This window comes from Providencia sp. AGC89 (assembly GCF_053543535.1).
Genome location: NZ_JBIXLP010000007.1, coordinates 108,144 through 132,897, shown reverse-complemented (window position 1 = coordinate 132,897; position 24,754 = coordinate 108,144). Strand labels below are relative to the sequence as shown.

At 36.0% G+C, this 24,754-nt stretch carries 31 protein-coding genes; 21 read left to right on the top strand and 10 right to left on the bottom strand.

Translation table 11 applies throughout. The features are described 5' to 3' along the window. The first annotated feature begins 236 nt into the window (after positions 1–236). The 3 genes from tyrR to ACIPUA_RS03190 all read left to right on the top strand — a co-directional run bounded on the left by tyrR (position 237) and on the right by ACIPUA_RS03190 (position 2,824). Complete coding sequence (gene tyrR, locus ACIPUA_RS03200) at positions 237–1,796, top strand: transcriptional regulator TyrR (RefSeq protein ID WP_048607033.1); 1,560 nt, start codon at positions 237–239, stop codon at positions 1,794–1,796. A gap of 5 nt (positions 1,797–1,801) precedes the next feature. Then, positions 1,802–2,230 carry a hypothetical protein gene (locus ACIPUA_RS03195; RefSeq protein WP_449059261.1) on the top strand — a complete coding sequence of 143 codons (429 nt, stop codon included), beginning with the start codon at positions 1,802–1,804 and terminating at the stop codon, positions 2,228–2,230. Positions 2,231–2,449: 219 nt separating this feature from the next. Continuing rightward, positions 2,450–2,824, top strand: coding sequence for a hypothetical protein (locus ACIPUA_RS03190; RefSeq protein WP_042843996.1), 375 nt, complete (start codon positions 2,450–2,452; stop codon positions 2,822–2,824). Positions 2,825–2,903: 79 nt separating this feature from the next. Here ACIPUA_RS03190 and tpx read toward each other — a convergent pair whose 3' ends face one another. Continuing rightward, the gene (gene tpx, locus ACIPUA_RS03185; RefSeq protein ID WP_042843995.1) at positions 2,904–3,407 is read right to left on the bottom strand and encodes a thiol peroxidase; all 504 of its coding nucleotides are present in this window, start codon (positions 3,405–3,407) and stop codon (positions 2,904–2,906) included. A gap of 661 nt (positions 3,408–4,068) precedes the next feature. Between tpx and ACIPUA_RS03180 the strand changes: the two genes are divergently transcribed. Both ACIPUA_RS03180 and zntB read left to right on the top strand, forming a co-directional pair. After that, positions 4,069–5,691, top strand: coding sequence for a peptide ABC transporter substrate-binding protein (locus tag ACIPUA_RS03180; protein WP_369104883.1), 1,623 nt, complete (start codon positions 4,069–4,071; stop codon positions 5,689–5,691). 346 nt (positions 5,692–6,037) lie between these two features. Then, the gene (gene zntB / locus ACIPUA_RS03175) at positions 6,038–7,021 is read left to right on the top strand and encodes a zinc transporter ZntB (RefSeq protein ID WP_042843993.1); all 984 of its coding nucleotides are present in this window, start codon (positions 6,038–6,040) and stop codon (positions 7,019–7,021) included. A 256-nt stretch (positions 7,022–7,277) separates the two neighbouring features. On the opposite strand, the gene ttcA is transcribed toward zntB, so the two are convergent. Continuing rightward, positions 7,278–8,192 carry a tRNA 2-thiocytidine(32) synthetase TtcA gene (gene ttcA / locus ACIPUA_RS03170; RefSeq protein WP_042843992.1) on the bottom strand — a complete coding sequence of 305 codons (915 nt, stop codon included), beginning with the start codon at positions 8,190–8,192 and terminating at the stop codon, positions 7,278–7,280. 880 nt (positions 8,193–9,072) lie between these two features. Here ttcA and ACIPUA_RS03165 point away from each other — a divergent pair. After that, positions 9,073–9,309: a YgdI/YgdR family lipoprotein gene (locus tag ACIPUA_RS03165; protein ID WP_042843991.1), complete on the top strand. Its 237-nt coding sequence runs from the start codon at positions 9,073–9,075 to the stop codon at positions 9,307–9,309. A 282-nt stretch (positions 9,310–9,591) separates the two neighbouring features. After that, positions 9,592–9,732 (top strand): hypothetical protein, encoded by a 141-nt coding sequence (locus tag ACIPUA_RS03160; RefSeq protein ID WP_164975491.1) that lies wholly within the window; start codon positions 9,592–9,594, stop codon positions 9,730–9,732. Positions 9,733–9,817: 85 nt separating this feature from the next. Here ACIPUA_RS03160 and catA read toward each other — a convergent pair whose 3' ends face one another. From catA to ACIPUA_RS03145, 3 genes are all read right to left on the bottom strand, one after another. Continuing rightward, positions 9,818–10,459, bottom strand: coding sequence for a type A chloramphenicol O-acetyltransferase (catA, locus tag ACIPUA_RS03155; protein ID WP_042843990.1), 642 nt, complete (start codon positions 10,457–10,459; stop codon positions 9,818–9,820). Positions 10,460–10,652: 193 nt separating this feature from the next. After that, positions 10,653–10,901 carry a helix-turn-helix transcriptional regulator gene (locus ACIPUA_RS03150; protein ID WP_042843989.1) on the bottom strand — a complete coding sequence of 83 codons (249 nt, stop codon included), beginning with the start codon at positions 10,899–10,901 and terminating at the stop codon, positions 10,653–10,655. 316 nt (positions 10,902–11,217) lie between these two features. Continuing rightward, entirely contained in the window at positions 11,218–11,913 is a 696-nt protein-coding gene (locus ACIPUA_RS03145) for an aspartate/glutamate racemase family protein (RefSeq protein WP_042843987.1), read from the bottom strand. Between the two features lie 413 nt (positions 11,914–12,326). Here ACIPUA_RS03145 and ACIPUA_RS03140 point away from each other — a divergent pair, with 413 nt between their 5' ends. Then, positions 12,327–12,677, top strand: a complete 351-nt coding sequence (locus tag ACIPUA_RS03140) for a hypothetical protein (RefSeq protein WP_181469237.1) — start codon at positions 12,327–12,329, stop codon at positions 12,675–12,677. Positions 12,678–12,720: 43 nt separating this feature from the next. Here ACIPUA_RS03140 and ACIPUA_RS03135 read toward each other — a convergent pair whose 3' ends face one another. Then, a complete protein-coding gene (locus ACIPUA_RS03135) occupies positions 12,721–13,365 on the bottom strand; it encodes a glutathione S-transferase family protein (RefSeq protein ID WP_042843986.1) in 645 nt (214 codons plus the stop codon). A 306-nt stretch (positions 13,366–13,671) separates the two neighbouring features. Between ACIPUA_RS03135 and sra the strand changes: the two genes are divergently transcribed. Continuing rightward, the gene (gene sra, locus ACIPUA_RS03130; protein ID WP_048607043.1) at positions 13,672–13,860 is read left to right on the top strand and encodes a stationary-phase-induced ribosome-associated protein; all 189 of its coding nucleotides are present in this window, start codon (positions 13,672–13,674) and stop codon (positions 13,858–13,860) included. 229 nt (positions 13,861–14,089) lie between these two features. Further along, entirely contained in the window at positions 14,090–14,869 is a 780-nt protein-coding gene (locus ACIPUA_RS03125) for a YaeF family permuted papain-like enzyme (RefSeq protein ID WP_042843984.1), read from the top strand. A 9-nt stretch (positions 14,870–14,878) separates the two neighbouring features. Here the strand turns inward: ACIPUA_RS03125 and ACIPUA_RS03120 are convergent, their stop codons facing one another. Continuing rightward, complete coding sequence (locus ACIPUA_RS03120; RefSeq protein ID WP_369101981.1) at positions 14,879–15,043, bottom strand: hypothetical protein; 165 nt, start codon at positions 15,041–15,043, stop codon at positions 14,879–14,881. Between the two features lie 157 nt (positions 15,044–15,200). Here ACIPUA_RS03120 and ACIPUA_RS03115 point away from each other — a divergent pair, with 157 nt between their 5' ends. The 5 genes from ACIPUA_RS03115 to ACIPUA_RS03095 all read left to right on the top strand — a co-directional run bounded on the left by ACIPUA_RS03115 (position 15,201) and on the right by ACIPUA_RS03095 (position 18,257). Then, positions 15,201–16,139: a Gfo/Idh/MocA family protein gene (locus ACIPUA_RS03115; protein WP_042843981.1), complete on the top strand. Its 939-nt coding sequence runs from the start codon at positions 15,201–15,203 to the stop codon at positions 16,137–16,139. Positions 16,140–16,213: 74 nt separating this feature from the next. Next, positions 16,214–16,651, top strand: a complete 438-nt coding sequence (locus ACIPUA_RS03110; protein ID WP_042843980.1) for a glyoxalase/bleomycin resistance/dioxygenase family protein — start codon at positions 16,214–16,216, stop codon at positions 16,649–16,651. Positions 16,652–16,762: 111 nt separating this feature from the next. Further along, positions 16,763–17,191: a universal stress protein gene (locus ACIPUA_RS03105; RefSeq protein WP_042843978.1), complete on the top strand. Its 429-nt coding sequence runs from the start codon at positions 16,763–16,765 to the stop codon at positions 17,189–17,191. 121 nt (positions 17,192–17,312) lie between these two features. Further along, on the top strand, positions 17,313–17,648 hold the full coding sequence (locus ACIPUA_RS03100) for a hypothetical protein (protein ID WP_042843976.1): 336 nt from the start codon (positions 17,313–17,315) through the stop codon (positions 17,646–17,648). 171 nt (positions 17,649–17,819) lie between these two features. Next, complete coding sequence (locus ACIPUA_RS03095) at positions 17,820–18,257, top strand: universal stress protein (RefSeq protein ID WP_042843975.1); 438 nt, start codon at positions 17,820–17,822, stop codon at positions 18,255–18,257. Positions 18,258–18,332: 75 nt separating this feature from the next. Here the strand turns inward: ACIPUA_RS03095 and ACIPUA_RS03090 are convergent, their stop codons facing one another. Further along, a complete protein-coding gene (locus tag ACIPUA_RS03090; protein WP_042844358.1) occupies positions 18,333–18,626 on the bottom strand; it encodes a DUF5339 domain-containing protein in 294 nt (97 codons plus the stop codon). A 238-nt stretch (positions 18,627–18,864) separates the two neighbouring features. Here ACIPUA_RS03090 and ACIPUA_RS03085 point away from each other — a divergent pair, with 238 nt between their 5' ends. Next, positions 18,865–19,266 (top strand): hypothetical protein, encoded by a 402-nt coding sequence (locus ACIPUA_RS03085; protein ID WP_042843974.1) that lies wholly within the window; start codon positions 18,865–18,867, stop codon positions 19,264–19,266. Here the strand turns inward: ACIPUA_RS03085 and ACIPUA_RS03080 are convergent, their stop codons facing one another. After that, a complete protein-coding gene (locus ACIPUA_RS03080; protein ID WP_449059260.1) occupies positions 19,267–19,905 on the bottom strand; it encodes a TetR/AcrR family transcriptional regulator in 639 nt (212 codons plus the stop codon). A gap of 196 nt (positions 19,906–20,101) precedes the next feature. Here ACIPUA_RS03080 and ACIPUA_RS03075 point away from each other — a divergent pair, with 196 nt between their 5' ends. The 5 genes from ACIPUA_RS03075 to phoH all read left to right on the top strand — a co-directional run bounded on the left by ACIPUA_RS03075 (position 20,102) and on the right by phoH (position 23,848). Continuing rightward, on the top strand, positions 20,102–20,911 hold the full coding sequence (locus ACIPUA_RS03075; RefSeq protein ID WP_042843972.1) for a threonine/serine exporter family protein: 810 nt from the start codon (positions 20,102–20,104) through the stop codon (positions 20,909–20,911). Next, entirely contained in the window at positions 20,902–21,372 is a 471-nt protein-coding gene (locus tag ACIPUA_RS03070; protein WP_042843971.1) for a threonine/serine exporter, read from the top strand. The genes ACIPUA_RS03075 and ACIPUA_RS03070 overlap by 10 nt, the downstream gene beginning before the upstream one ends. A gap of 244 nt (positions 21,373–21,616) precedes the next feature. Next, positions 21,617–22,567, top strand: coding sequence for an endonuclease (locus ACIPUA_RS03065; protein ID WP_449059304.1), 951 nt, complete (start codon positions 21,617–21,619; stop codon positions 22,565–22,567). A 266-nt stretch (positions 22,568–22,833) separates the two neighbouring features. Beyond that, entirely contained in the window at positions 22,834–23,016 is a 183-nt protein-coding gene (locus tag ACIPUA_RS03060; RefSeq protein WP_042843970.1) for a hypothetical protein, read from the top strand. Positions 23,017–23,062: 46 nt separating this feature from the next. After that, the gene (gene phoH / locus ACIPUA_RS03055) at positions 23,063–23,848 is read left to right on the top strand and encodes a phosphate starvation-inducible protein PhoH (protein ID WP_042843969.1); all 786 of its coding nucleotides are present in this window, start codon (positions 23,063–23,065) and stop codon (positions 23,846–23,848) included. Between the two features lie 67 nt (positions 23,849–23,915). Here phoH and zinT read toward each other — a convergent pair whose 3' ends face one another. Then, positions 23,916–24,560: a metal-binding protein ZinT gene (gene zinT, locus ACIPUA_RS03050; RefSeq protein ID WP_042843968.1), complete on the bottom strand. Its 645-nt coding sequence runs from the start codon at positions 24,558–24,560 to the stop codon at positions 23,916–23,918. Positions 24,561–24,754: the final 194 nt, after the last annotated feature.

Sequence of the window (24,754 nt, the reverse complement as noted above, 5' to 3'; positions counted from 1 at the left end):
AGAATAATTGGCAGGGGGAGTTGACAGTTTTGACTCACCCTGCAGCATTATTTGTCAATTAATAGTTTTATTGCTATTCCAACACACAAAAAAAAGCCTAAAATAGTGATATTGTCTGAGTATTCACGTTAACATTACAGACTGTCAACAATATGTGACACAAACACTGTATTCCCCTAGTATTTAACGCTAAAATACCTTTATTCAATCGACTTTTCTGATAAAGGTTTCTATCCATGCGCCTCGAAGTGACCTGCCAAGACCGAATCGGTTTAACACGTGAATTACTTGATCTTTTAGTCCTGCAAAATATTGACTTGAAAGGGATTGAGATTTCACCACAACGTAAAATTTACCTTAACTTCACACCTGTAGATTTTCAGGTATTTAGTACATTGATGGCAGAGATTCGCCGTATTAATGGTGTCATTGATGTACGTCGAATTTACTTTATGCCTTCAGAACGAGAGCATAAAGCTGTTTGGGCGTTATTAAATTCATTTCCAGAGCCCGTTTTGTCTATTGATAATAAATTAAATATCGAATTGGTTAACCCAATGACATTACAGTTATTTGGCTACGATGAAACCAAAATTCGTGAGAAAACATTTTCTCAACTCGTTGGTAGCCAAGGTTTATTGCGTTGGTTTGAACGTGAATCACCAGAGCCTTATACAGAAAAAGTCGTTATTAAAGGCCGAGACTATTTAATGCAAGTCACGCCAATTATCTTGGCTGATGAAAATGGTAAATCCCATTGTACAGGTGCAGTGTTATTGCTGAAATCGGCTGAAATTTTAGACCAACAGCGTAAACAAGTGGTTGAAATTGATAAAAGCGGCTTTGAACAAATTATTGCTGTTAGCCCTGTAATGGTAAATGTGGTTGAACGGGCAAAACGTATAGCGATGCTTGATGAACCCTTGTTACTTGTGGGTGAAACAGGAACAGGGAAAGATATTTTAGCGAAAGCTTGCCATTTACATAGCGCGAGGGGGAAAGAACCTTTCTTGGGGTTAAATTGTGCTTCGATGCCTGATGATGTGGTGGAAAGTGAATTATTTGGTTATGCCGCAGGGGCGTATCCAAATGCAGTTGAAGGTAAAAAAGGTTTTTTTGAACAAGCAAATGGTGGCACTGTTTTACTTGATGAAATTGCGGAAATGTCGCCTCAAATGCAAATTAAATTATTACGTTTTCTAAATGATGGGACATTCAGGCGTGTTGGCGAAGAGAGGGAAGTGAAAGTGAATGTTCGCGTGATTTGCGCTACGCAGAAAAATTTACCTCAGCTAGTCGCAGAGAAGAAATTTAGGGAAGACCTTTACTACCGTTTAAATGTGTTAACACTAGCTATACCGCCATTACGTGAACGCAAAGAAGATATTTTACCGTTGACTAAAGCATTTGTTGCGAGTTTCTCGAAAGAATTACATATGGCTGAACCTAAATTAACGCCTTCATTAATTGAGTATTTGGGAAGTTATGACTGGCCGGGCAATGTAAGGCAGTTAAGAAATGCACTTTATCAAAGTTTAACGCAATTAGATGGCCATACTTTAGATGCAGATAACGTCCAACTGCCAACTGTTGCGAACACACCTGCTCTGGCGTTGGATTCACTTAATGGTTCTCTAGATGAAATAACGAAGCGTTATGAAGCTTCGGTGTTGTCACGTTTATACCGTGATTATCCAAGTACGCGCAAATTAGCAAAACGTTTAGATATTTCTCATACAGCAATTGCCAATAAGCTGAGAGAATATGGCCTCAATACCAAAAAAGAGCAAGATTAAATACAATGAGTAAAAGATTAACATTCATATTAGCTGCAATATTGGTTGGAGTGAGTACACCAATGATGGCGGAAATATCGATACCAAATAATGAGCTAAACCAATATTGCCAAGATACTGTGCAAACTATGGATGAAATCTATGAAAATGGTGCGTTGACTAAATGCTATTTTACGGGTGATTCAATCCTAGAAGCCTATCAACACTACCGAGCAGGGTTGGTTGATGGGCAACAATTCTTAACTAAAAAGCTAATGATAAAAACAGATATGGATATGCCATGTCCATCTGAAGGGTGTGTTGCTATTCGCTACCGTTGGAATGGTGGTCAGAACTTAAAAATTGAACAGGAATTCGAAGGTGGGGAAACTCACTTACAATTTAGGCAAAATAGTGATGGGACATCGCTAGAAATTACTAAACACCTTGATTAATTCATTTCTTTATTAACCATTCGGCGGGGAGGCGATAAAACGCGCTTGTCTTGCTGAATGCTTATTTTTCTGTTTAACCACTCATATTTAGATTTCAAACGGGCAAAACCCGACTAATACTATTGCTAATTGGTGATTTTTCCTGCTATATAATAAATATAGCAGCTGTTTATGGGTACCTAATCTCATTCAATAGGTTAAAGCCTACAAGGAGTCGCCATGGATCAATTCACCATTAATTTTGTTGTAAACCTTAAGTTGCGTGAATACATGAGTCAGTCTCATTATAAAAATGACATGTTTGAGTCTGCGGCATCGGCTGCTGAATTGTATTTAATGAATAAAGCGGCTGTGAAATATTTAACCAAAAAAAACCGTTTTACATGGGAAGCCTTAGTAAAAAATGGTTATAAACCCCGCGATTTAATTATCGATATTTTGACATCGTGTTGCCCTGTGACACAGGAGCAAGCATTAAAAGTATTAAGCACGTTATCGCACACATTGATTTCACTCATGAGCGGTAATAAATTGTTTGCGAATGTCGTTAATGCGAAGAACCATCACCCACTCTATTGGGCACATGTTGATTGACTTGATATTTTATTGCAGCAAGGTGAAAGCGGGAAATAAACCTTCCCGCTTGGTGGTGACCTAAATAATATTAAATCACTTATTTTAAACTGTTTAAAGCATCGTCATAGTCAGGTTCTTCAGTGATTTCTGGTACTAGTTGACTATAAATAACATTGTCATTTTCATCTAAAACGACAACAGAGCGAGCGGTGAGGCCTTTTAAAGGGCCACTTGCGAGAGCAACACCATAATCATCAGCGAAAGAATCACTACGAAAAGCAGATAGCATAACAACATTGTCTATACCTTCTGCACCACAAAAACGAGCTTGTGCAAATGGTAAATCGGCTGAAATGCATAGAACCACTGTGTTATCTAAAGCACTAGCCAGTTGATTGAACTTGCGAACTGATGCCGCACAAACACCGGTATCAACACTTGGAAAAATATTTAAGATTTTACGTTTGCCTGCATACGTTTCTAAAGTTGCTTCACTGAGATCTTTCGTAACAAGGGTAAAAGGCTTTGCTTTTGTTCCTGCTTGTAAAAATACGCCATTAACTGCAACATCATTGCCTTTTAGTTTAACTGTTTGCGACATGAATATTCTCCCGTTTATAAATTGAGTCACTGGTTACTTAATCTGTTTTTTAAAGAAAAGTCTTCGCGATTAAAGGCTTTCATAGATAAAGTGACACAGTGTTGAGTTTTATACTCTATTAATGACCAAAATTTATACTGCTGCCTACATTGACTTACTGTATACCTTAAGTTGTGTGTGGGGCAAGTGACTCATTAACACGGCGACATAACGATAAATTAAGTTTCTTATTAAGGTATCACGTCGGATGATTATATAACTGTTAAGCCTTGTTAATGCCCACATTTTTTATCATACCTTTTTCAAAGTACTCTGTTGAGTGTAACAAAAGCTCGTTAGCCTGTATCCATTTCTTTAGCAACCTATAATTTATAGGATAAAATATCATGATCTTTAATGTTATTTTATTGGACGCAGCGACTCATAAAATTTTGGGATAGCGACGCGCTCCAAGGCTCAGATCTATTTAAGCTTACAATACGCTAAAGAAAACCTAGGATATGGATTTTTTAAAGCTCAAAGCATATGCTGCATAAAGGAAAAATTGTGAATAAAGAGGGGGCTAAACAGATTAATATTGTTCATACTCTGTCTCTATTCAAATCACTTAGCTAAATCTGATTTTTAGTTAAATTTACATATTAACCAGATAGAAAATAAAATGCATAAACGTCCATTCACACCTTTAACTATTTTATTTGCTTCAGTTTTTTTTACTACACCTGCTATTAGTGCAGTTATTCCTGCGGGGACTGTTTTAGCTGAAAATCAGGAAGTGACTCGCCACCTTAAAGATGAACCAGCTTCTTTGGACCCAGTGAAATCCGTAGGGTTAACAGAAGCACAAGTCATGCGAGATCTTTTTGAAGGTCTAGTTAACCAAGATAAGCATGGCAAACCTATTCCTGGAACTGCGCTTAATTGGAGTACATCGGATAACCGAGTTTGGATATTTAATCTTCGTCCTGATGCACGCTGGTCTAATGGTGAACCGGTGACAGCACAAGATTTTGTTTATAGCTGGCAACGGCTTGTTTCGCCTAATACGACGTCCCCTTTTGCTTGGTTTGCTGCATTAGCTGGTATCAACAATGCACAAGATATTATTGATGGGAAATTGCCTGTCGAGCAACTTGGTGTGGAGGCAGTTGATCAACACACGTTAAAAATTGTGTTAAATAAACCAGTCCCGTATTTTCCATCTCTTACTGCTAATTTTAGTTTATTTCCAGTACATCGCGAAACCGTTGAGAAATTTGGTGCTAATTGGATAAAAGTAGGAAATCTCGTTGGTAATGGTGCATTTGTATTATCTGACCGTGTTGTAAATGAAAAAATTGTTTTAACGCCAAATACAAATTATTGGGATCATAAAAATACGGTGGTTACTAAGGTGACTTTTGTACCTATTAATCAAGAATCTCATGCAACAAACCGTTATCTAGCTGGGGATTTAGACATTACAGAATCATTCCCCAAGCAACGCTATCAAAAATTGTTAAGGGATATTCCTAATGAGGTTTTTACACCAGATCAATTAGGGACTTATTATTACGCTTTTAATACACAACGTGCGCCAACGAGTGATGTTAGGGTCAGAAAAGCGTTGTCTATGGCGATTGACCGCCAATTAATTGCGAGCAAGGTATTAGGGACAGGAGAAAAGCCGGCTTATTATTTTACTCCAGATGTTACTGACGGGTTTAAACCAGAGAAAGGCTTATATAACAGCTACTCGCAAAAAGAATTAGACCAGCAAGCGAAAGTTTTGTTGCAAGAAGCTGGGTTTGGTACAAATCACCCGTTGAAATTAACATTATTGTATAATAGTTCGGAAAACCATCAAAAAATAGCCATTGCTATTGCTTCTATGTGGAAGAAAAAATTAGGTGCTGAAGTTAAGTTAGTTAATCAGGAGTGGAAAACATATATTGATAGCCGTAATACTGGGAACTTTGATGTTATCAGGGCATCATGGATTGGGGATTTTAATGAGCCGTCGACATTTTTATCTTTATTAACATCACAACATAGTGGCAATATTCCAAAATTTAATAGCCAGCAATATGATGACGTTATGGGGTCCGCCAGTATTGAGACCAATGAGCGATTACGTAACCAATATTATAATAACGCGGAAAAAATTATTGCTAAAGAGGCACCTATTGCTCCTATCTATCAATATACTAATGCACGTTTAATTAAGCCTTGGTTAAAGGGGTATCCGATTGAAAACCCAGAGGATGTGGCCTATAGCCATAGTTTTTATATCATAAAACACTAACGTAACATATTAAATATTTACTTAGCCTGTACTAGGTATAGGCTAATTTTTTAAGTTAGTATCTAAAAAAACTCCTTCCTCTGGAGAAAGGGAAGGAGGACCAAAAAGGAATAAACACTACCTTTTTATAATAAAAAATTTATAAGTTATTTTATTGCTCGTTTGTGTCAACGATGTGTCTTTTTTTAGCAAAAATGGCGATATTTTACTATTTATCATGGTCTATTTGTCTTCTATGGGTTTTTATTGTTCTGCGCTTTTGATTTCAAACATCGCCTTGAAATAATTGCAATACTTCATTTATTCGATTAAAAATAACATATTGTTAATAAAAGGGAGAAATTGCATGGGGCTGATTTATGGTTCATTATTTCAAAACTCAAATCCTGTACATGCGTTTCAGTTAAATGGGGACGGTGGGCTGCTGCCACTTGATGTTAATGCGAGTGCCAGTCAGCAATCGCCATTTTGGCTTCATTACGATTATAAAGACCCACAAAGTTTTAATTGGATCCAACAATCGGGTTTATTTAATGACCAAGTAAAATCAGCGCTATCAGGTCATTCTGGTCGTTGGCGGTTGATCCGGGTTGGTGATGGTATTTTATTAACACTGCAAACCTTAAATACTAATGTCGGTCAGCGCCCTGAGCAGTTAATTGCTTTTCGTGTATTCATTAACAACCGGATGATAATTTCAAGCCGCCACCGAAAAGTTAATTCACTTGATCCTGTTATCGATGATTTAAAACAAAGCGTGGGCGCACAAAGTACGGGGGATTGGTTAGTTGAGGTTGCTGATTCGATTACGGATGAAATAAGTGATTTTACTGACTCTCTGCATGAACGCCTAATTGATATGGAAGATTTTATATTAAATGGCCAAATTCCGGAAAGAGGGGAGCTTGCTTTACTTCGCAAGCAGATTATTGTAGTTCGCCGTTACATGGCTCCTCAGCGGGATATGTTTTCACGTTTAACGACTGAAAAATTACTGTGGTTAGATGATACCGACCGTCGTCGAATTCAAGAAATATCAGATAGATTAGGGCGCTGTATTGAAGATCTCGATGGTTTTATCGCTCGTACCGCGATTATTTCTGATGAGATAACTAATATGATGACAGAGATGATGAATCGTCGTATCTATACAATGTCATTAATGGCGATGATATTTTTACCCACTACTTTTTTGACAGGGTTGTTTGGTGTTAATTTAGGCGGGATACCAGGAAATGAGTTCCGTTTTGCTTTTAGCGCCTTTTGTGTTTTATTGGCGATCTTAATTGGAACGGTCTTATGGTGGTTGAGAAAAAGCCGTTGGCTCTAAAATTGATGACTTATTATTTATAACCCAACCTAGTTTGAGATAAATCAATAAAACCAATGGGGTTTTAGGGCAGTATAAGTCCTGCAGGTGAATGCAACGTTGAGCGATGAACGTTGTGCTCCATAATTGTAGTTTTTCTCATATTGAGTTCTTATACAGAATAATTGACCACTGTAATGCCGATGTTGATTACATCGGCTTTTTTTTGCTTAAAATCCGACAAAAAATAACCTCCGTTATGGAGGCTATAGGTTAATTATTTCACTTCTACGATATCAAGACGTTGTGTAATAAAATCTGGGGTATCATCTTCATCAGTAAAAGCTTGTAGTGGGATTTCTTCTCGATCAAATGCTAAATCTCCACCATCGATGATGTCATCGCCGTGAGAAATATTTTTGAAATCAAAAAGCTCGGTATCACATAAATGAGATGGAACAACATTTTGGGTGGCACGGAACATGGTTTCAATTCTACCAGGGTAGCGTTTATCCCAATCACGTAACATTTCTTTGATCACTTGCCGTTGCAGGTTTGGCTGTGAACCGCAAAGGTTACAAGGAATGATGGGGAATTGTTTAGCTTGTGCGAAACGCTCAATGTCTTTTTCACGGCAATAAGCCAGAGGGCGAATAACGATATGTTTTCCGTCATCGCTCATTAGTTTAGGTGGCATACCCTTTAATTTACCACCGTAAAACATATTTAAGAACATGGTTTGCAAAATATCATCACGATGATGACCAAGCGCTATTTTTGTCGCGCCTAATTCTGTGGCTGTGCGGTATAAGATCCCACGACGTAAACGGGAGCATAGGGAGCAGGTTGTTTTGCCTTCCGGAATTTTTTCTTTAACAATGCCATAGGTATTTTCTTCAACAATTTTGTATTCAACGCCAAGGTTGTCAAGATAGGCGGGTAAAATATGTTCAGGAAAACCCGGTTGCTTTTGGTCTAAGTTTACAGCCACCAATGAAAATTGGATTGGTGCACTTTTTTGCAAGCTTTGTAGAATGGAAAGTAAGGTATAACTGTCCTTGCCACCGGATAAACAAACCATTATCCGGTCACCATCTTCAATCATATTGAAATCAGCGATCGCTTGGCCGACATCACGGCGGATCCTTTTTTGCAGCTTGTTTAAGTTGTATTGTTCTTTATTGTTTGTCATTCTAAATTGTTCTTCATTGTTGCTGGTTGTTACGCAATTAGCTGTAAATTAATTGTTTTTTAGCTTTGTGATGTTCATGGTTGGGTGTCACTTTTCGGTTATTTTTGCCTGAAAAAATCAAAAAAACCAAGTCCCAAGATTAGAAATAAATAGCTAACAGACACAAAACTAAAAAACATTCCTAGCATAGAAATTTCTTAGCCTGTAATGATAGCAGATGGTTGGGGGCTTTCGATACTAATTAGTAAAAAAGCTTTATTATGTGTCTTGCTTCTTGACTAGTGTGATAGTTTGGCAAGCAACTTGAGGAGGTACATTAACTTGAAAAATAATGGGTAAGCTCTAATTGATGAGTCGAAGTCCAATCTAAAATGGTAGAGCTAAAAATGTAGGGTTAATACTATCGTACAGCTAGTTAACTTTGTTTAATTTTTTGAGTTCATTATATTAAACGAGCGATTTTTTCTAAAAATATTTGAGTTATGTAAAAATAGTCCAAATTAGCTTATATTAGATTTGAGTTATTAAATATACCGCTATTAATATTTCTATTTTTATAGAGGGGTGACAAAAAATGCCCTATAGTTTTAATTAACAACGCGTGATTAATATTATGATTTTAATTTAGTTATTAATTTTGTTTTTTATAAAGTTACCGTTATATTTGTAAATATAATGAGTAATAGTGTAAGTTGATGATTGTTGTTGGGTTTATTTTTTTTGTTAACTATCAATTAGTTATGGTGTTTTTTTTGGTAAATAAAAAGTTGATAAACCTAATTTTAATATTGATACTTTAATCTATTTACTTGAAAGTTTCGACTTATATATTATATTTAATATATGTAGGCGTTGTTATTAACTGAATTAGGAGATAGATATGAAAATTAAAAAGTTATTTGCCATTTTTATATTCGCCTCTATATCAGTGATGGGTATCGCAGGGTGTTCATCAAATCAAAAAATAGAGACTGTTGACGGCCGGGCTATTATTTCAGATGGAAAACCTGAAGTGGATAGCGAAACAGGACTGGTTTCCTATAAAAATGCTGAAACGGGTGAGATTGAGCAGATAAACAGAGACCAAATAAAAAATATGAATGAGTTACAAAATTAATTAAGTTCATATATTGTTTTGGTGTTAATTTAATCGCATTCATCGATGTACTTTAGCTAGGTCATTGATGTGATAAAAAACCTCTTTATGTAGAGGTTTTTTATTTGTTCGGATAGGTAATTGAAACCTCCAAAGTACAATAATGTCGCTAGAAGGGATATGATGGTACAACTAAGATAGAAGTTGGTGTGGTTAAGTAAAAATGGAATAGAAAAATTTATAGTTTTTATCTGATTGAATACTAATAAACAAGTGATTAACCTAGATAAAAATGGAGGAAACATGCCTACAATAAACCCGATGGAGTTGATTTCATATACTATAGCAAATACCATAAAAATGGTGGTCACCCCAGTAGAATATATCGTTCAAAGTGGGGCTATAGGTGATGTGGTATTTATCAGTTGGCTATTTATAGGGTAAAAATTCTGCACCATATTAATAGTTATCGCCTGTGTTTATCTGGAAAGAAGGAAGGTTTAACTTCCTTCTGACTGGTTAAATAGAACTAAATAGTGAATTCATCACACAGTTTTTGTAATCTCATGAGAAACCTACCAACATGAAAACCATCACAGACAGCATGATGTACTTGTACTGCTAGTGGAAGTAATAATGTATCGTTCTCACTGTAAAATTTCCCTATAGTAAAAATTGGGGCGAAATTTTTTGTTATATCAGAGATATTCAAATTAAAGCTATCAAATTCTACCCATGGTAAAGATGATATATAAAAGAGATTGTCAGCTTGTATTGGCTGAGGAGATAATTTGGGGTTATCTTTGTACAATATCAACTGTTGATGATAATTCTCCATAAATTGGCAAATATCATCAGAATACTCGCACCATAAAGCAGAAAATGTTTCAGTTTCTTGGTGGAAAATTGTAAAGCTTGGGTTAATTTTATCCCATAAAATAAGCTCACCATTTTTTTTGGCTAATTTAAACTCATCATAGGTATTTGCCACTTGTGATAGCAAATAAATAATAATTGGGTAAAAACTATAATTTGTTGAATCTATTTGCTTTTTTAAATTGGTGATATTTATCTTCGTTGTTAAACTAAAACCACAGTTTATAAGTTGGTCGTATACATGGAAGTGCTCTTTACGTTGCCATGTATCAACGTTAAATTTTATGTAATTCACTTTTAAACCCTTCTAATAATAAATGGAAATTTTTTATTAGAAGGGGAGTTTTTCTGCTTTTGGTAACATTATGATAGCCCCCTGTATAATGGTTATAATAGATTAATATTTTACTGAATAGTTACATCTTGTCGAGTTAAATGTGACATAATCTAAATAAGAGCGTCCTTAGTGTACAGTCATAAAGGTAATACTATAATTTAGAAGATGGTTCTGCATCAATATAAATATCAAACAGCACCTTAAGATCAACCTTGAATATCTTAGAAAGTAATACAAGGTGGTCTATAAATATAGATAGGGAACCATCCTCATATTTTATATAGACGCGTTCAGAAACAGAAATCAGTTCTGCTACTTGCTTTGTCGTTAATTGACTTTCTAGACGTTTTTCCTTAATAAAATTACCTAATACGATGTTACCAACTTTGTTTTTCTTCATAATAGCCATTTTTTCAGTGAGTTTTTTAGTGATTATCGTAGATGAAAATTAATATTCAATGGGTAATAATCTGTAAAATGAAAGATTAAAGTTATTAATAAGCAATGTTAATTTAAACTAATTTAATTTGAATAGTTTGGCTATCAAAATTTAATGACATTTTATATGTGCTATATGTTTGAAATTAGTAGGATGTATCATGATGAATGATAAATTATGCTTATTACACTAATAAGTATGCTGAATAGATTAGATTTAATTAGTAGATACTACCTTCTAATGGTATTAAAGGCAGTATCTATTGTTACCCTGATAATCAAATAGATAATGCGATTTCCACCGCTTTTTGAGCATGGATAGCTGTCGTATCAAATACTTTGGCTGTGGTATCTTTTTCATTAACTAATAATGTAATTTCAGTACATCCGAAAATAATCCCTTCGGCTCCTTGTTGTACTAATGATGACATAACCCGTTGGTATTCTTTTTTTGATGCTTGGTTTATTTTCCCTAAACAAAGCTCATTATAAATAATCTCATGAATAATTTTTCTATCATTAAGATTAGGTGTTAATACGTCTAAATTAAATTTATTTGTTAGCCTATCTTTATAGAAAGGTTGCTCCATAGTAAACGAAGTTCCCAGTAACCCTATTTTTTTTAAACCATATTGTACTATCCGCTCACCTGTTGCATCAGCAATATGTAGTAGAGGGAGGTTAGTTTCCATTTCAATTGCCGTGGCAACTTTATGCATTGTATTCGTACATAGAACAAGGAAATCAGCGCCTGCAAGCTTTAAACGATTCCCTGCCTCAGCTAAGCATTGAGCTGCCAAATCCCATTGACCATTGGCTTGGTAGTGTTCTATCTCGGCGAAATCTACACTATATAAAATAATTTTTGCAGAATGTAAGCCACCTAAATGTTGTTTAATGCCTTCATTAAGTTGTTGATAATAAAGCAGAGTAGATTCCCAGCTCATACCACCAATAAGTCCAATTGTTTTCATTGTGGGGCTCCGTATAACTGACAGTTTTAGTTTTGACTATACTAATATTTTATCAATAATCACAATGCGATAGCATTATAAAGATGACTGTTTTTTACTTATATAAAAATATGCATGGTCTTAAACCTAAGTTTAATCTGTTTTTATATTTGGCTTATGTATGGTATTAATTTCATTTAAACATTACTTATTGCATGGTCTTTGGCTGTTGATGTAATAAAAATCAAATAAAATGAGCTAAGTTAACAATATTTACGTTTTAAAGATGGATTTTAAATGATATACAGTTATTATCATAAATGAAATCACATGCATAATATTGGTAAGGTAATGGCGACCATCAAATGAATTTTTTTAAAATAATCATTGCGATACTTATTTTTGGTGCTGCTTTTCTATTAGGGGCACTATATATGAAGCCAACCCAATTAAGTTTAGTTGAGCAAGTCAAAAAGAATGTTAATGATGTTTTGGCATACCCGCAAGCCGCTGAGTTTAGAAATATAGAATATCACTTCGCTCGTTATACTGCCGATAAAGGTAAGGTTGGTTATGTATGTGGGGAAGTTTATCGGTATAAAAATGATAAGCCTGACGGATTTAAACGTTTTATCGTTAAAGCGTATACGAATGATGAAGGTCGAATGGATATTTCCATTCCATTTGTTGATGGCGGTCATGAAATACTGTTGCCAGAACAGGTCAACCAAATTTGGCATGACAAATGTTCTAGCCCAGCATCTCCGTTAGAGTCGTTATCGTAGCTATTTGTATTTATTGCTGTCAGTAGCTTGTTATAAGGCAATGCTAGGCGGTGTTTGGGTCGATACATTTTAATGCTGCTGGGCGGTTTATCATTCTATGATAATAATCGATTAAAAATGGAGTGTTCGGCCGATTTAAAGGTGTTAGTAGCCAACGCTGAATAGACAGTGTTACAACAATATCTGCCAGGGTAAAATACTCCCCGCATAGGTAGTCGTAGTGGTTTTTTGTGGTCTTATTTTGTGCTAAAACAGAATCCAGTATTAGCATCTTTTCGTTCCATAAAACAATACTGGATTCTACTAGCTCATAGTGTTGTAAATAGAAGGGGTCTCTTCTAATTAGGGCCATGAAAGCGGCTCGCCAAGCAGGGTTTAGTTCAGCGCTTTGCCAATCCATCCATTTTTCAACTTCGGCTCTAGCAAGAGGGTCTGTTGGTAATATATTTTCATGTTGGGTTGTTGCTGCTAAATAGCGACATATTGTATTGCTTTCCCATAATGCTCCTTGGTCATGAATTAATACTGGAATGAGTGCATTAGGGTTTAGTTTTAAGTAGTTTAGTTGTTTTAGAGATTCTGTATTTCCCCATTGGTCTTCATGAATAAATTCAAGGTTCAGTTCGTGTGCTGTCCATAACACTTTACGAACATTAATTGAGGATGTTCGACCTAATATCTTTAACATTTTATCTAGCCCCTTAAAAATAATAATATTCAAATAACATAGATAGTTATGTTATGCAATTGTATTTTTATAGTTATTGCGATAACCCCACCTACGGTGATTGAAATAAAACTCAGTTGTAGTTACGGGTGTAAACTAATAAGAATAACTGGATTATATATATTTATATTAATGGTATACTAATTGAGTTGTAGTTGGTTTTGTTATTGATACAAAACAAAAAAAACCTTTGTGGTCAACGATGACTATATTTGTTGATATTCATTTTTTTAATGAATTTTAATTTAGTAGTTTAAGGAGTCGATAATGGTTAGTAATAATAGCGCACGTCGTTTATTAGGTATGCCTTACAAATTGAGCCGTTCTAAGAAGAATATTCGAGTGTCTATTGGTTCTAAAGATAATATTGCTGTAGCAGTCCAAAAAAACAAAGCAACAGAAAAGAAAACATATCATTCAATTACCGTTTTTTACCCTGAATATGTAGTCGGTTAATTATTATTTTTAACCCTCTAGTACCCTCTAGGGGGTTAAAATAACACTCTTCACTTAGTTTTTAATAAAAAACTCATTTCTTATCCTATTTTTAATACGAAATAAATTAATCATATTTAGCTGAATATAATTTTTTATAACAATAATTGTAGTCAGAAATATAATTAAACGTTAAGATTCCATCCATTGTATAAAATGAAAAATAATGATTACGATTAGGCGCTTTTGGATGAAATCTTACTGTTGGTTGTTGTTTTTGTGTTATATGTTTTTAACAGGGTGTTCTACTCAATTTAAATCAGATGAAAAAACAAATCGTTTAAAATTCAGTATCCAACATGCCAATACTATTCCTATTAAAGATTCCGTTGAACCACTTGCTGTTTCCGACATGTTGCCTGGCGATATTCTTTTGTCTTCAGCGACAGGGTTAAACTCGTGGGGAATTAGGCTATTTAGTATTAGTGGTGTAAGTCATGCATCTATTTATTTGGGACTTGGTGAGGTTGCTGAATCTGTTGGCAGTGGTGTGAGAGTTATTTCATTGAACCAAGCCGTAAGGGATTCGAATAATATGGTGGTATTGCGACAGTCGGGTCTTACATCACTACACGCAGATAAATTACGTGAATTTTCGATGCGTAATGATGGGCGTAAATATAATTATAAAGGTATTGTGATGATAGCCCCTTGGATGGTGACAAAAAGAATATGTGAACTACCATTAATTGGTGAAACAATACGCAATTTTTGTCTACAGACGTTAGCTAAAGTCCAGTTAGGTGATGACGTAGACCAAGCAAATGGTTTCTTTTGTTCTCAGTTCGTTATTGATGCATACAAATATGCAGGTATTCCTTTATTTGAAGGAAATTCATCATGGATAACCCCAGCAGATATATTACATATGCGTACAGGGGATGTGCCAACGTTTATGCCAACTCAGCGCTTAGTTTATGTTGGCCATTTGAAATCGTGGAGCTTCAGTAACGCTATCTTTAAAAAATAGCGCATTGTTTTACAAGCAAAAAAAGGCCAACGTATTAAGTTGGCCTGCTAAACTGGAAGCAATGTGAGCAATGTCGTTTGTGATAAACTTGAGTAATTTACTCAAGTATTCACGAGGTAAAAGATAACCATTCTCATTTAATAAATCAACCCCTTTTTTTGTATTGCTACTCATTCTTTATTTCTACTGATTTATTTTATTTATGCATGAAAAACAACTAGTTAATGCTAATTAAACTGTTTTTTTGTGTTTTTACTAATAATTTTATTTAAAAAAAATCGTTTAATGCGATTATTTCAGCCTAGATAATCGACTAAAGAGTGTATTCAGTATGAGAAAACTAAAAATTGGTGTCGTAGGTTTAGGCTCAATTGCGCAAAAGGCGTACTTACCCATCTTAACCAAGGAAGATAATTGGGAATTAATAGGCGCATTTTCGCCGAATCAATCGAAAGCCAGATTAGTTTGTGACAGATATCGAATAGAGCTATTTAGTCGTCTTGATTCTCTCGCTCAGCAGTGTGATGCGGTTTTTGTACATAGTGCTACTGCAAGCCACTATGAGGTCATAAAAAGGTTATTAGATTTAAATGTGCATGTTTATGTCGATAAACCATTAACTGAGCAGATTGAACAGTCTGAGCAATTAATTGAATTAGCAGACCTTCGACAGAAAGGGTTAATGGTTGGTTTTAATCGCCGATTTTCACCTTTCTACATGGCTTTAAAATATGACTTACAAAATATTTCTTCACTTCGTATGGAAAAACATCGTACGAACAGTGTTGGACCAAAAGATGTTAGGTTCACATTATTAGATGATTACTTGCATGTGGTCGACACCGTAATTTGGATGGCGGGGGCTGACTCAGAGGCGAAATTAATCAGTGGAAATATTCAAGCAACATCACAAGGTGAACTTTTTTACGCGGAACACCATATACAAGCAGGGCTATGTTGGCTAACGACATCTATGCATCGAAAAGCTGGGAGCCAACAAGAGAAACTGATTGCTGTGGCAGAAGATAGCATACACCAAATAACCAATATGAATCATTGGCGAAGTGAAGACGGCACTGGTATTCATGAGGCAAATCCCGGAAGTTGGGATTCAACCTTACTACAACGTGGTTTCGATGGGGCAATTCGTCACTTTATTGACTCGGTTTCAAACCAGTCTCAACCATTGATCAGTGGTGAGCAGGCGATTATGGCTCAAAGGCTGGTTGAAAAAATGATTTTAGAATCAAAGCAAATGGCGAATACTTAATTAAATAGTTAGAGTTAAATATAAAGTCGATTATCATTTTTTTATTTCAGCAGCCATGATAGTGAGATCCCCATATGCTAAACTTAACAAATAGTTCAGAGGTGTTATTTATTGCGGGTTTTGGCCCCATTGTTGTTGATCACCCAATGAGTCAGCATTTTTATTTGGATGTACTAAAACTGCCCTTAAAACCAATAGAAGAGGGGAGTCAGTATTTGACTTGTGAGCAAGATGCTCTCAATGGAACTAAACATTTTGCACTTTGGCCGATTGAGCAAGCAGCATTGTCTTGTTTTAAAGAACGACAATGGCCAGTTGAAATTCCTATCCCCCAAAGTTGGATGGAATTTGAAGTTTCAGATATTGATAAAATCACTCAAACTTGCCTCGAACATGGCTATAAATTATTAGTCTCTAATCAAATTGAGCCTTGGGGACAAACGGTAACTCGTTTGTTAAGTCCTGAAGGTATTCTTATTGGATTAACAGTTACACCTTGGTTAAGAGAATAGTTTTAAATTATCGCTAGAGATCTCATTTATCTTTGTGAATGAGAGACATTCTTAGCTAATTGTTTATAATTTTATGGTAAATCTTAATTTTAACTATTTTGTGGAGGGGTTATGTATAAAACGATTCTGGTCCCTATTGATTTAACTGAAGATGAATTAACCAGTAAAGCGGTTCGTCATGCTGTCAATCTTGCAAAACAATCGGGTGCTAACATTCATCTTATTCACGTTTTGCCTATATCATCTGCAATTATTAATGCCTATGCTTTGGGTTACATGGAAATAAAAGACCGTGCAACAGTTAAAGCAGAAGAGGATATGAAAATGCTAATGGATTCTATAGATCTACCTCATGATCATGTTAGCTACACCATTACATTTGGTTCCCCTCGTGATGAAGTGATTAATACTGCAAAGGATATCAATGCTGATATTATTGTCATTGGTTCACGCCGCCCGAATATCACGACTCATCTTTTAGGCTCTACAGCTGCGGGTATTGTTCGTTACGCAGAAACTTCAGTGCTTGTTGTTCGTTAATTTACAGATAAGAACCTACCTATAAATGTAGGTTCTTTCTAAATAGGATTTCTTTAGTTATAAATTTAGTGGGTAAAGTTTAGAATCTATTTTATTTATAGTAAGGAATTTTTGAATCCCTATGGAAAAATTTTCAAAAGAATTATTACGTATTGAGTATTTCTTGCTTCGAGTTTTGCGTTTTTATTTGTTATCGCTTTTGGTGTTTTTCCTCGGGTTATTGCCCGGTATTATCGGTTTCTATTGTATAGAAGGTCACTCACTGATTGAGTCAATGCTAAATGCATTATCAATGCTAAGTGGGCAACCAATAGAGCCTGCACCGATTACGCGTGCTGGTCGCTTTTTTATTGCTATTTATGGTTTATTTCTACAAAGTGTTTTTATTATCAGTATTGGCTTGATTGTAACACCCTTTATTCATCGTATTTTGCATAAATGGCATTTAGAAGAATAGGTCTATTTTTTGTCGTAATGTTAGGGAAGTTCACAGCTTTTTTACAATAGAAATACTATACTTTTATCGATGAAATAGTAAATATTCACCCGCACTTCCTAACGATTAAATCGTAAAAATTAACTAAAATACGGTTTAAAAGAGGATAAACACAATTAAAGAGGGCATCATATGTATAAGACAATTTTGGTTCCCGTGGATATATCTGAAGATGTACTAACAGATAACGCATTAAAACATGCTGTTTACTTGGCTAAAATGACTAATGCGACAATTCACTTATTTCACTCAGTACCTGATGTTTCAAGGTTCTCTATGAGCTATAGTTATCATTATGATTTACTGTCTTCTTTCGCTAAAAAAGCAGTAGAACGTTCTGAAGAGCAATTAAAAGAAATTATTGAAAAAATTGATTACCCTTCAGACAAAATCACTTATAAGGTTGAATTTGGTTCACCAAGAGATAAAGTGTTATCAGAAGCTGAAAGTATTAATGCTGATTTAATTGTAATAGGTTCTCGTAATCCGAGTATTTCAACCCATTTATTAGGTTCTAATGCTTCAGGTATTGTTTCTTACGCTAAAATATCAGTACTTGTTGTTCGCTAGAAAGAAATGCAAGTAAGAATAAAAATACAGCCTAATTCTAGGCTGTATTTTTTTAGGTGATATATATGAACGAAACTACTTCGTTTTGACCGCTTCTTTCGCTTGTTCAATAGCTTTAAGGGCTTGGCTACAGGCTTGCTCTTGGGCATCATCGGGGTAGCTTGCTAATGCCTTTTTCGCCTCTTCTAATTGGGATTTCATTAAGGCAATTTGCTCTCCCGCATTAGCTTCGTCTTTGTATTGTTCTTCTGCTTGTTTAACCAGATCATTCATTTCTTTAAAATAGGTATCACATGTTGGCCCTGCACTTGCATTAAAAGCGGTTAGAGCCACAAATAGACCACAGATTAACGGAAGAGTTCTTTTCATCATAATTTCGCTTTTAAAAGTCATAATATAATCAGGATAACATTCCATATAAAAAAACGCACCACTCAAAGGTTGCTAATGTTTTTAAGATATAAAAATTACATACATATTAAGACTATTCCTTTCCATAACTTGGCGTTATAGCATATTTTGCAAAATAGAAATGATAATCATTCTTGACTTAGTGCAGTGAAAAAGTGTACATTCAAGTACACTTTATTGGTATGAGAGAATAACTATGGCAAATAAAATTATGGTCAGCACAGAGAACTGGCCTGTCTGTGTAATGAATACCTTTCCTACATCAATGGATGAAACACGCTTATGGGTAGAGGAAATGGATTTACTATTAGCGAGAAGAGAGCAATTTGTGTTGGTTTATCCGCCAATTGCCGTGCAAGAAAAACCATCGAGGGAAGATATGGAAGGGATGAAATATGTACGCCGTTGGCTAAAATATGCAAAAGAACCTATGGAACAACATTGCCGTGCCATGATTGTGACGTTGCAACCAGATGGCAGCGATAAAGAAGAAAAAGAACGTATGGCACCTATGTTATCAGAATTGTATGGTCCTGAAGTTTTGTTAGCCGTTGATGTTAAAACAGCCAAAGAGCAAGCTGAGTTAGCTTTAATTTAGTTATATTGCAGTGGAACTTATTTTGCGTATATAGCTGGCAATGATATCAACAGAAAGGGTGATTTGTTGTTCAATAAATTCATCGCTAGGTTTGAAATCAGCGACACAAAAAGTTGTAATGAATACATCCGCTTTTAACATTTCTAGGAAACGGGAAGAAATAATTAGGAGTGTTGTTTCATCCACTTTAACATCAGGTAATTGACTGAGTTTTTGTGTGAGTGAACGGTAGCTTTTTACAGGGCCTTGTTCAAAAAAGGCCTGACTGATTTCGGGGAATCGGTTATATTCGCCAAGAATTAGCCGATATAAACCAATGGATTGTGGCTTAAGGACATTCAAGAGAAAGCGGGAACCATAAAATGATAAAACCATTTCAATGGTATCGAGTTTTGGAGCTTTTTCATTTGGCTCAATAAAGATGTCATCTATCATAGCGGCAACCACGGCTGCAAATAACCCTTCTTTATCACCAAAGTTTTTGTACAGGGTAGAACGAGAACCACCCGCCCGCTCAATAATCATATCCAAAGTCGCCCCTTCAAAACCATACTGAAGAAAAATATCAGCAGCGGCAGTGATTAATGCTTGATTACGGCGTTTCCCTTTTGGGGTTTTAGCCACTAATGGGTTATTCATAAATGATTAATCTTCCCCTTTTTACTCAACAACAAAATAATGTTATCAATTTTACCAAAATAGTTTGAATCAAGTCACCTTATTCGCGCTTTTACCTGAAAGAGATCATAAATTCAACGTATGTTTAGCTCTATGATATTTTAGAGGTTAACATGTTTAAGTCGATATCTGAATGGATGTCATTAGGGGGGACGAGATGGTAGGGTGTGCAACAGAGCAAAACGTCAGCGAGAATGAATCAATTAATAAGCAGAGAGAAATAACCAGGCTGTGTATCGAGTGTGGTTTACTTCTCTTACAGCATGGTGCCGAAAGTATGTTAGTTGAACAACTTACGACACGTGTTGGTATTGCTCTTGGGGCAAGTCAGGTTGATAGTGCAATTTCATCGAATTCACTGGTATTGACCACAATTATTGATGGGCGTTGTTTAACATCCACTCGTCGTATTATTGATCGTGGGATTAACATGCATGTTGTTACTGAGGTTCAACATGCGGTGATCCTTGTAGAGCATCATTTATTAGACAGTAAACAATTGCAGAAAAAACTGTCGTTAATTAAACCGTTACGTTACCCCCGATGGTTAATGGTATTCATGGTGGCATTATCTTGTGCTTGTTTTAGTACCTTAAATGGCGGGGGCTGGGAAAGTGCATTGATTACATTTATAGCCAGTGGATGTGCGATGTATATTCGCCAAGTCTTAACGTCTCACCAAATGAACCCGTTGATTAATTTCTGTATGACTGCGTTTGTTGCCACCTCCGTTTCAGGCCTATTGTTGAAGATCCCATATTTGGCGGTTACAGAAACCATCTCGATGGCAGCAAGCGTATTGCTGTTAGTGCCTGGTTTTCCGTTGATCAATGCGGTTGCTGATATGTTCAAAGGGCATGTCAATACAGGGGTTGCACGTTGGACCATGGCAAGTTTGCTGACATTAGCGACATGTATTGGTGTGGTAGTTGCTATGACAATATGGGATTTAAGAGAATGGGCATAAGTTTTCTACTTGAATTAGCTGAAAAGATGGCGTTAGCTGCAATCCCTGCGGTAGGTTTTGCTATGGTATTTAATGTTCCTGCTAGAGCATTAAAATATTGTGCATTATTAGGCGCGATTGGTTATGGCTCTAGAATTGTATTAATTGAATTTGGTTTACAAATAGAATGGGCCAGTTTTGTATCCGCTATACTCGTTGGGGTGATTGGTATTCAGTGGTCTCGCTGGTGGTTAGCACACCCTAAGGTTTTTACTGTCGCTGCGGTGATACCGATGTTTCCGGGAATTAGTGCTTATATTGCGATGATTTCGGTCGTGAAAATCTCTCAATTTGGTTATAACCCTGAGTTAATTGAGGTTTTAGTCACTAATTTTCTCAAAGCATCTTTTATCGTTGGGGCATTATCTATTGGTATCTCGTTACCTGGCTTATGGCTTTACCGCAAAAGGCCGAGTGTTTAATGATAAATTAAAAGTAACAGTTTCTACTAACTTTGCATAAATTCTCATCATGGTTTTAATAGATAAAATTGAGAGACTCCTGATACCATTTGTGTTTTTATTTGATTAGAATAGATGTATATTTTCTTATATACTTTAAGGTGTTAGCGTTAATCCTATCACCTTATTCTTATTTTTTGCTGTTATTCTAGTCATCGGTGCTATTTTGAAACAATCCAGTGTATTTAAATACGTTAAACGTTTTATTCCTTTTATAATTATTCTTTTTTCCATTCCTGCATTTGCATCACCAAATTCGTTTACAGAAGCTAAAGTTCTCAGTAAAAATCAGGTGTATAAAGACCAAAATAAACAGGGCGAAGGGACCCTATATTGTGGTTGTCAGTGGGAATGGTCTGGCAAAAGCGGTGGACAAGTTGATTTAGCCTCCTGCGGCTACCAAGTGCGTAAACAGCAAACACGTGCTCAACGAATTGAATGGGAGCATATTGTTCCGGCGTGGGTCTTTGGGCATCAACGACAATGTTGGCAAAAAGGCGGCAGAAAAAATTGTGTTTCAACTGACCCAGTATTTGGGATGATGGAGGCTGATTTGCATAATTTGGCTCCATCCATAGGGGAAGTTAATGGTGACCGAAGCAATTACCGTTTTGGGCAATTGGGCAATGATGTAGCTTATCCGTATGGAATGTGCCGGAGCCGTGTAGACTTTGCACAGAGGGTATTTGAGCCCCGTAATGAAGTCAAAGGCCAAGTTGCTCGTGTCTATTTTTATATGCATGACCGTTATAATTTATCGATGTCACGCCAACAGCAACAATTATTAATGGCTTGGGATGAAAAATATCCGCCTAGTCAGTGGGAAATGCAACGAGATGAGCGAATAGCAAAAGTCATGGGGCATCATAATCCATTTGTGACAGGGGAAAAAAAATGGCGTTTAAATCATAAAAATACAGGGGAAGGGTTGCGTGTTTCACAACCGTCATCATCCACTTATAGTCACAATCAGCAACGAGTGACAAATAGACCTGAATCCTATGAAATCAAAGGCAACATTAACTCAAAAAAATACCATTTTTCACACTGTTCAGGCTTTAAAACCACCGCAGATAAAAATGCTAAAATGTTTGCAACAGAGGCCGAGGCTAAAGCAGCTGGTTTTATATTAGCGGGAAATTGTAAACCACGTTGACGATATGTTTATTTCACCTAACTAGGTAATTATTTGATTAGCTTATTTTATTTTTTAGCTATGACACCAAATGTTTTTTATCACAAAACCATTAAAAAATGTTAGAAAAATGTTGCTTTTCGAAAAAAAATAACGCTATATTTAATGTAAATAAAAAACTGTAGCAAAAACATGAGCTCATCGGGTTTCAAAAAATGTTGCAGTTTGTCATATTAATGTCATACAGATTCATTAGTTTAAAGGTATCGCTGTCACAGGAGAAACTAATGGGAAATAATTGTTTATTTAGGTGTATGCAAAACCGGTTACCACTCCATCATGGAACTGTCATGGTGAGATTGGTAACCGGTTTTTTTATTGGTGACTTTTCTGAAATGAAATTATATCGCCAAGCACAAGTTCCACCATTAACTATGAGCTTGAAGGGAGCTCCTCTCTGTTTTGAATAGTCCGTCATTTGAATTGACATCACTGATACCTGGAAGGGTTAATACTATGAGTAGACAGAAAGCTGCAACAAAGGCACGTCGTGAAATGAAACGTTCATCACGTAAAGACCGTTCTGGTCGGTTTGATATGAATAATGTTGCGTCTTTTGCTGAATTTACAGGCATTGAGCCTATTGGTATGGCAAAAGAACGTCGTGATGAATCTCCTATCTTGCCAAGAAATGACGCTCAAAAGCTCTATATTAATTCCATTAAGCATAAGCAATTAATTTTTGCTAATGGTGAAGCGGGGTGTGGGAAAACCTACATAAGTACTGCACTTGCTGCGGACGCGTTAATTCATAAAGATATCAATAAGATTATTGTGACAAGACCTGTTCTTCAAGCGGAGGAAGATCTCGGTTTCTTACCGGGGGATATGTCGGAAAAATTTGCACCTTACTTTCGTCCTGTCTATGACGTTTTGCTGAAAAGGTTAGGAGCCTCTTTTTTACAATATTGTTTACGTCCTGAAATTGCTAAGGTGGAAATAGCGCCATTTGCCTATATGCGTGGTAGAACCTTTGAAAATGCGATTGTAATTTTAGACGAAGCGCAGAATGTTACAGTCACACAAATGAAGATGTTCTTAACCCGATTAGGTGAGAATGTGACGGTAATTGTTAATGGTGACGTCACACAATGTGATTTACCTGAGAATGTGCCATCAGGGTTGGCAGATGCATTACAACGTTTTAGTAGTGATGAAATGGTCTCAATGGTGAATTTCACGATTGAAGATTGTGTTCGGTCACAATTGTGTCATAAGGCATTGTTGGCTTATAACCATTAATATCGTCATTATTGCTGATGCCCCGTGGTTAATTACGGGGCATCTTGTTTAATCTGAAAGCGGTTGATTAGTGATATAACATTTCGTGCACAATTTGTTCATCAGTTAAAGTATAAGGGTAGTAGGTTGGCCAATTTTCTAGTTGCCCTAATAATTTTTCTTGCGAATCATTACCCATATATAAATGGAAGTGGCCCGAGGTTTGCGGCTCAATGATATGGTCGCTAAATTGAATATATTTTGGTGCTTTCGAGTTTGCGTCTTGGCACTCAAATAAATAGCGAACACCTTTTTTCCCCGAAACGTAATTCAGTATTTTATAACCAGAATATGTGTAGTGGCAGCTATTTACGACACCATTTTGGGTAAATTCGATAATGTCATTTTCAATACCGATGCTATCAACATCCGTTGCATAGCCTTTTTTATAATACTCTCGGTACTCTTCAACGGTTTTATCTTTATTTTTTTTCGCTTTATTTTCGAGCACTTCATCAAGTTTTCCATTTAATAATAATGGGTTGACGGATACCCAAATACCTTGCCAATCACTCAGTGACCTATTTTTGACATCAGCATCATCAAAAACCCCTTTGGAAGCTTGAAGTGCTTTTTCTGATTGGGGATGAGCGTGACTGTGTGAACCATGAGAAGTTGCAGTAAAGCTGGTTACAGCAAGAACAGTGCATAAGCTCGCTTTTAGAATTGCCATTTTGTACACAATAATTTTCCCTATTTTATCGAGTGGATAAGAAAATGATGGGTATGTTATAACATAACATTAATGGCAATGAAAAGTGTTTTAACGTCATTTTTAAGCGATGCAATAAAATGGTGGCGTTTGTGAATGACAGTTTGGTGGGGTAGATAAACTCGCTTATTAGGGCTAATAAGCGAGTAGAGGGG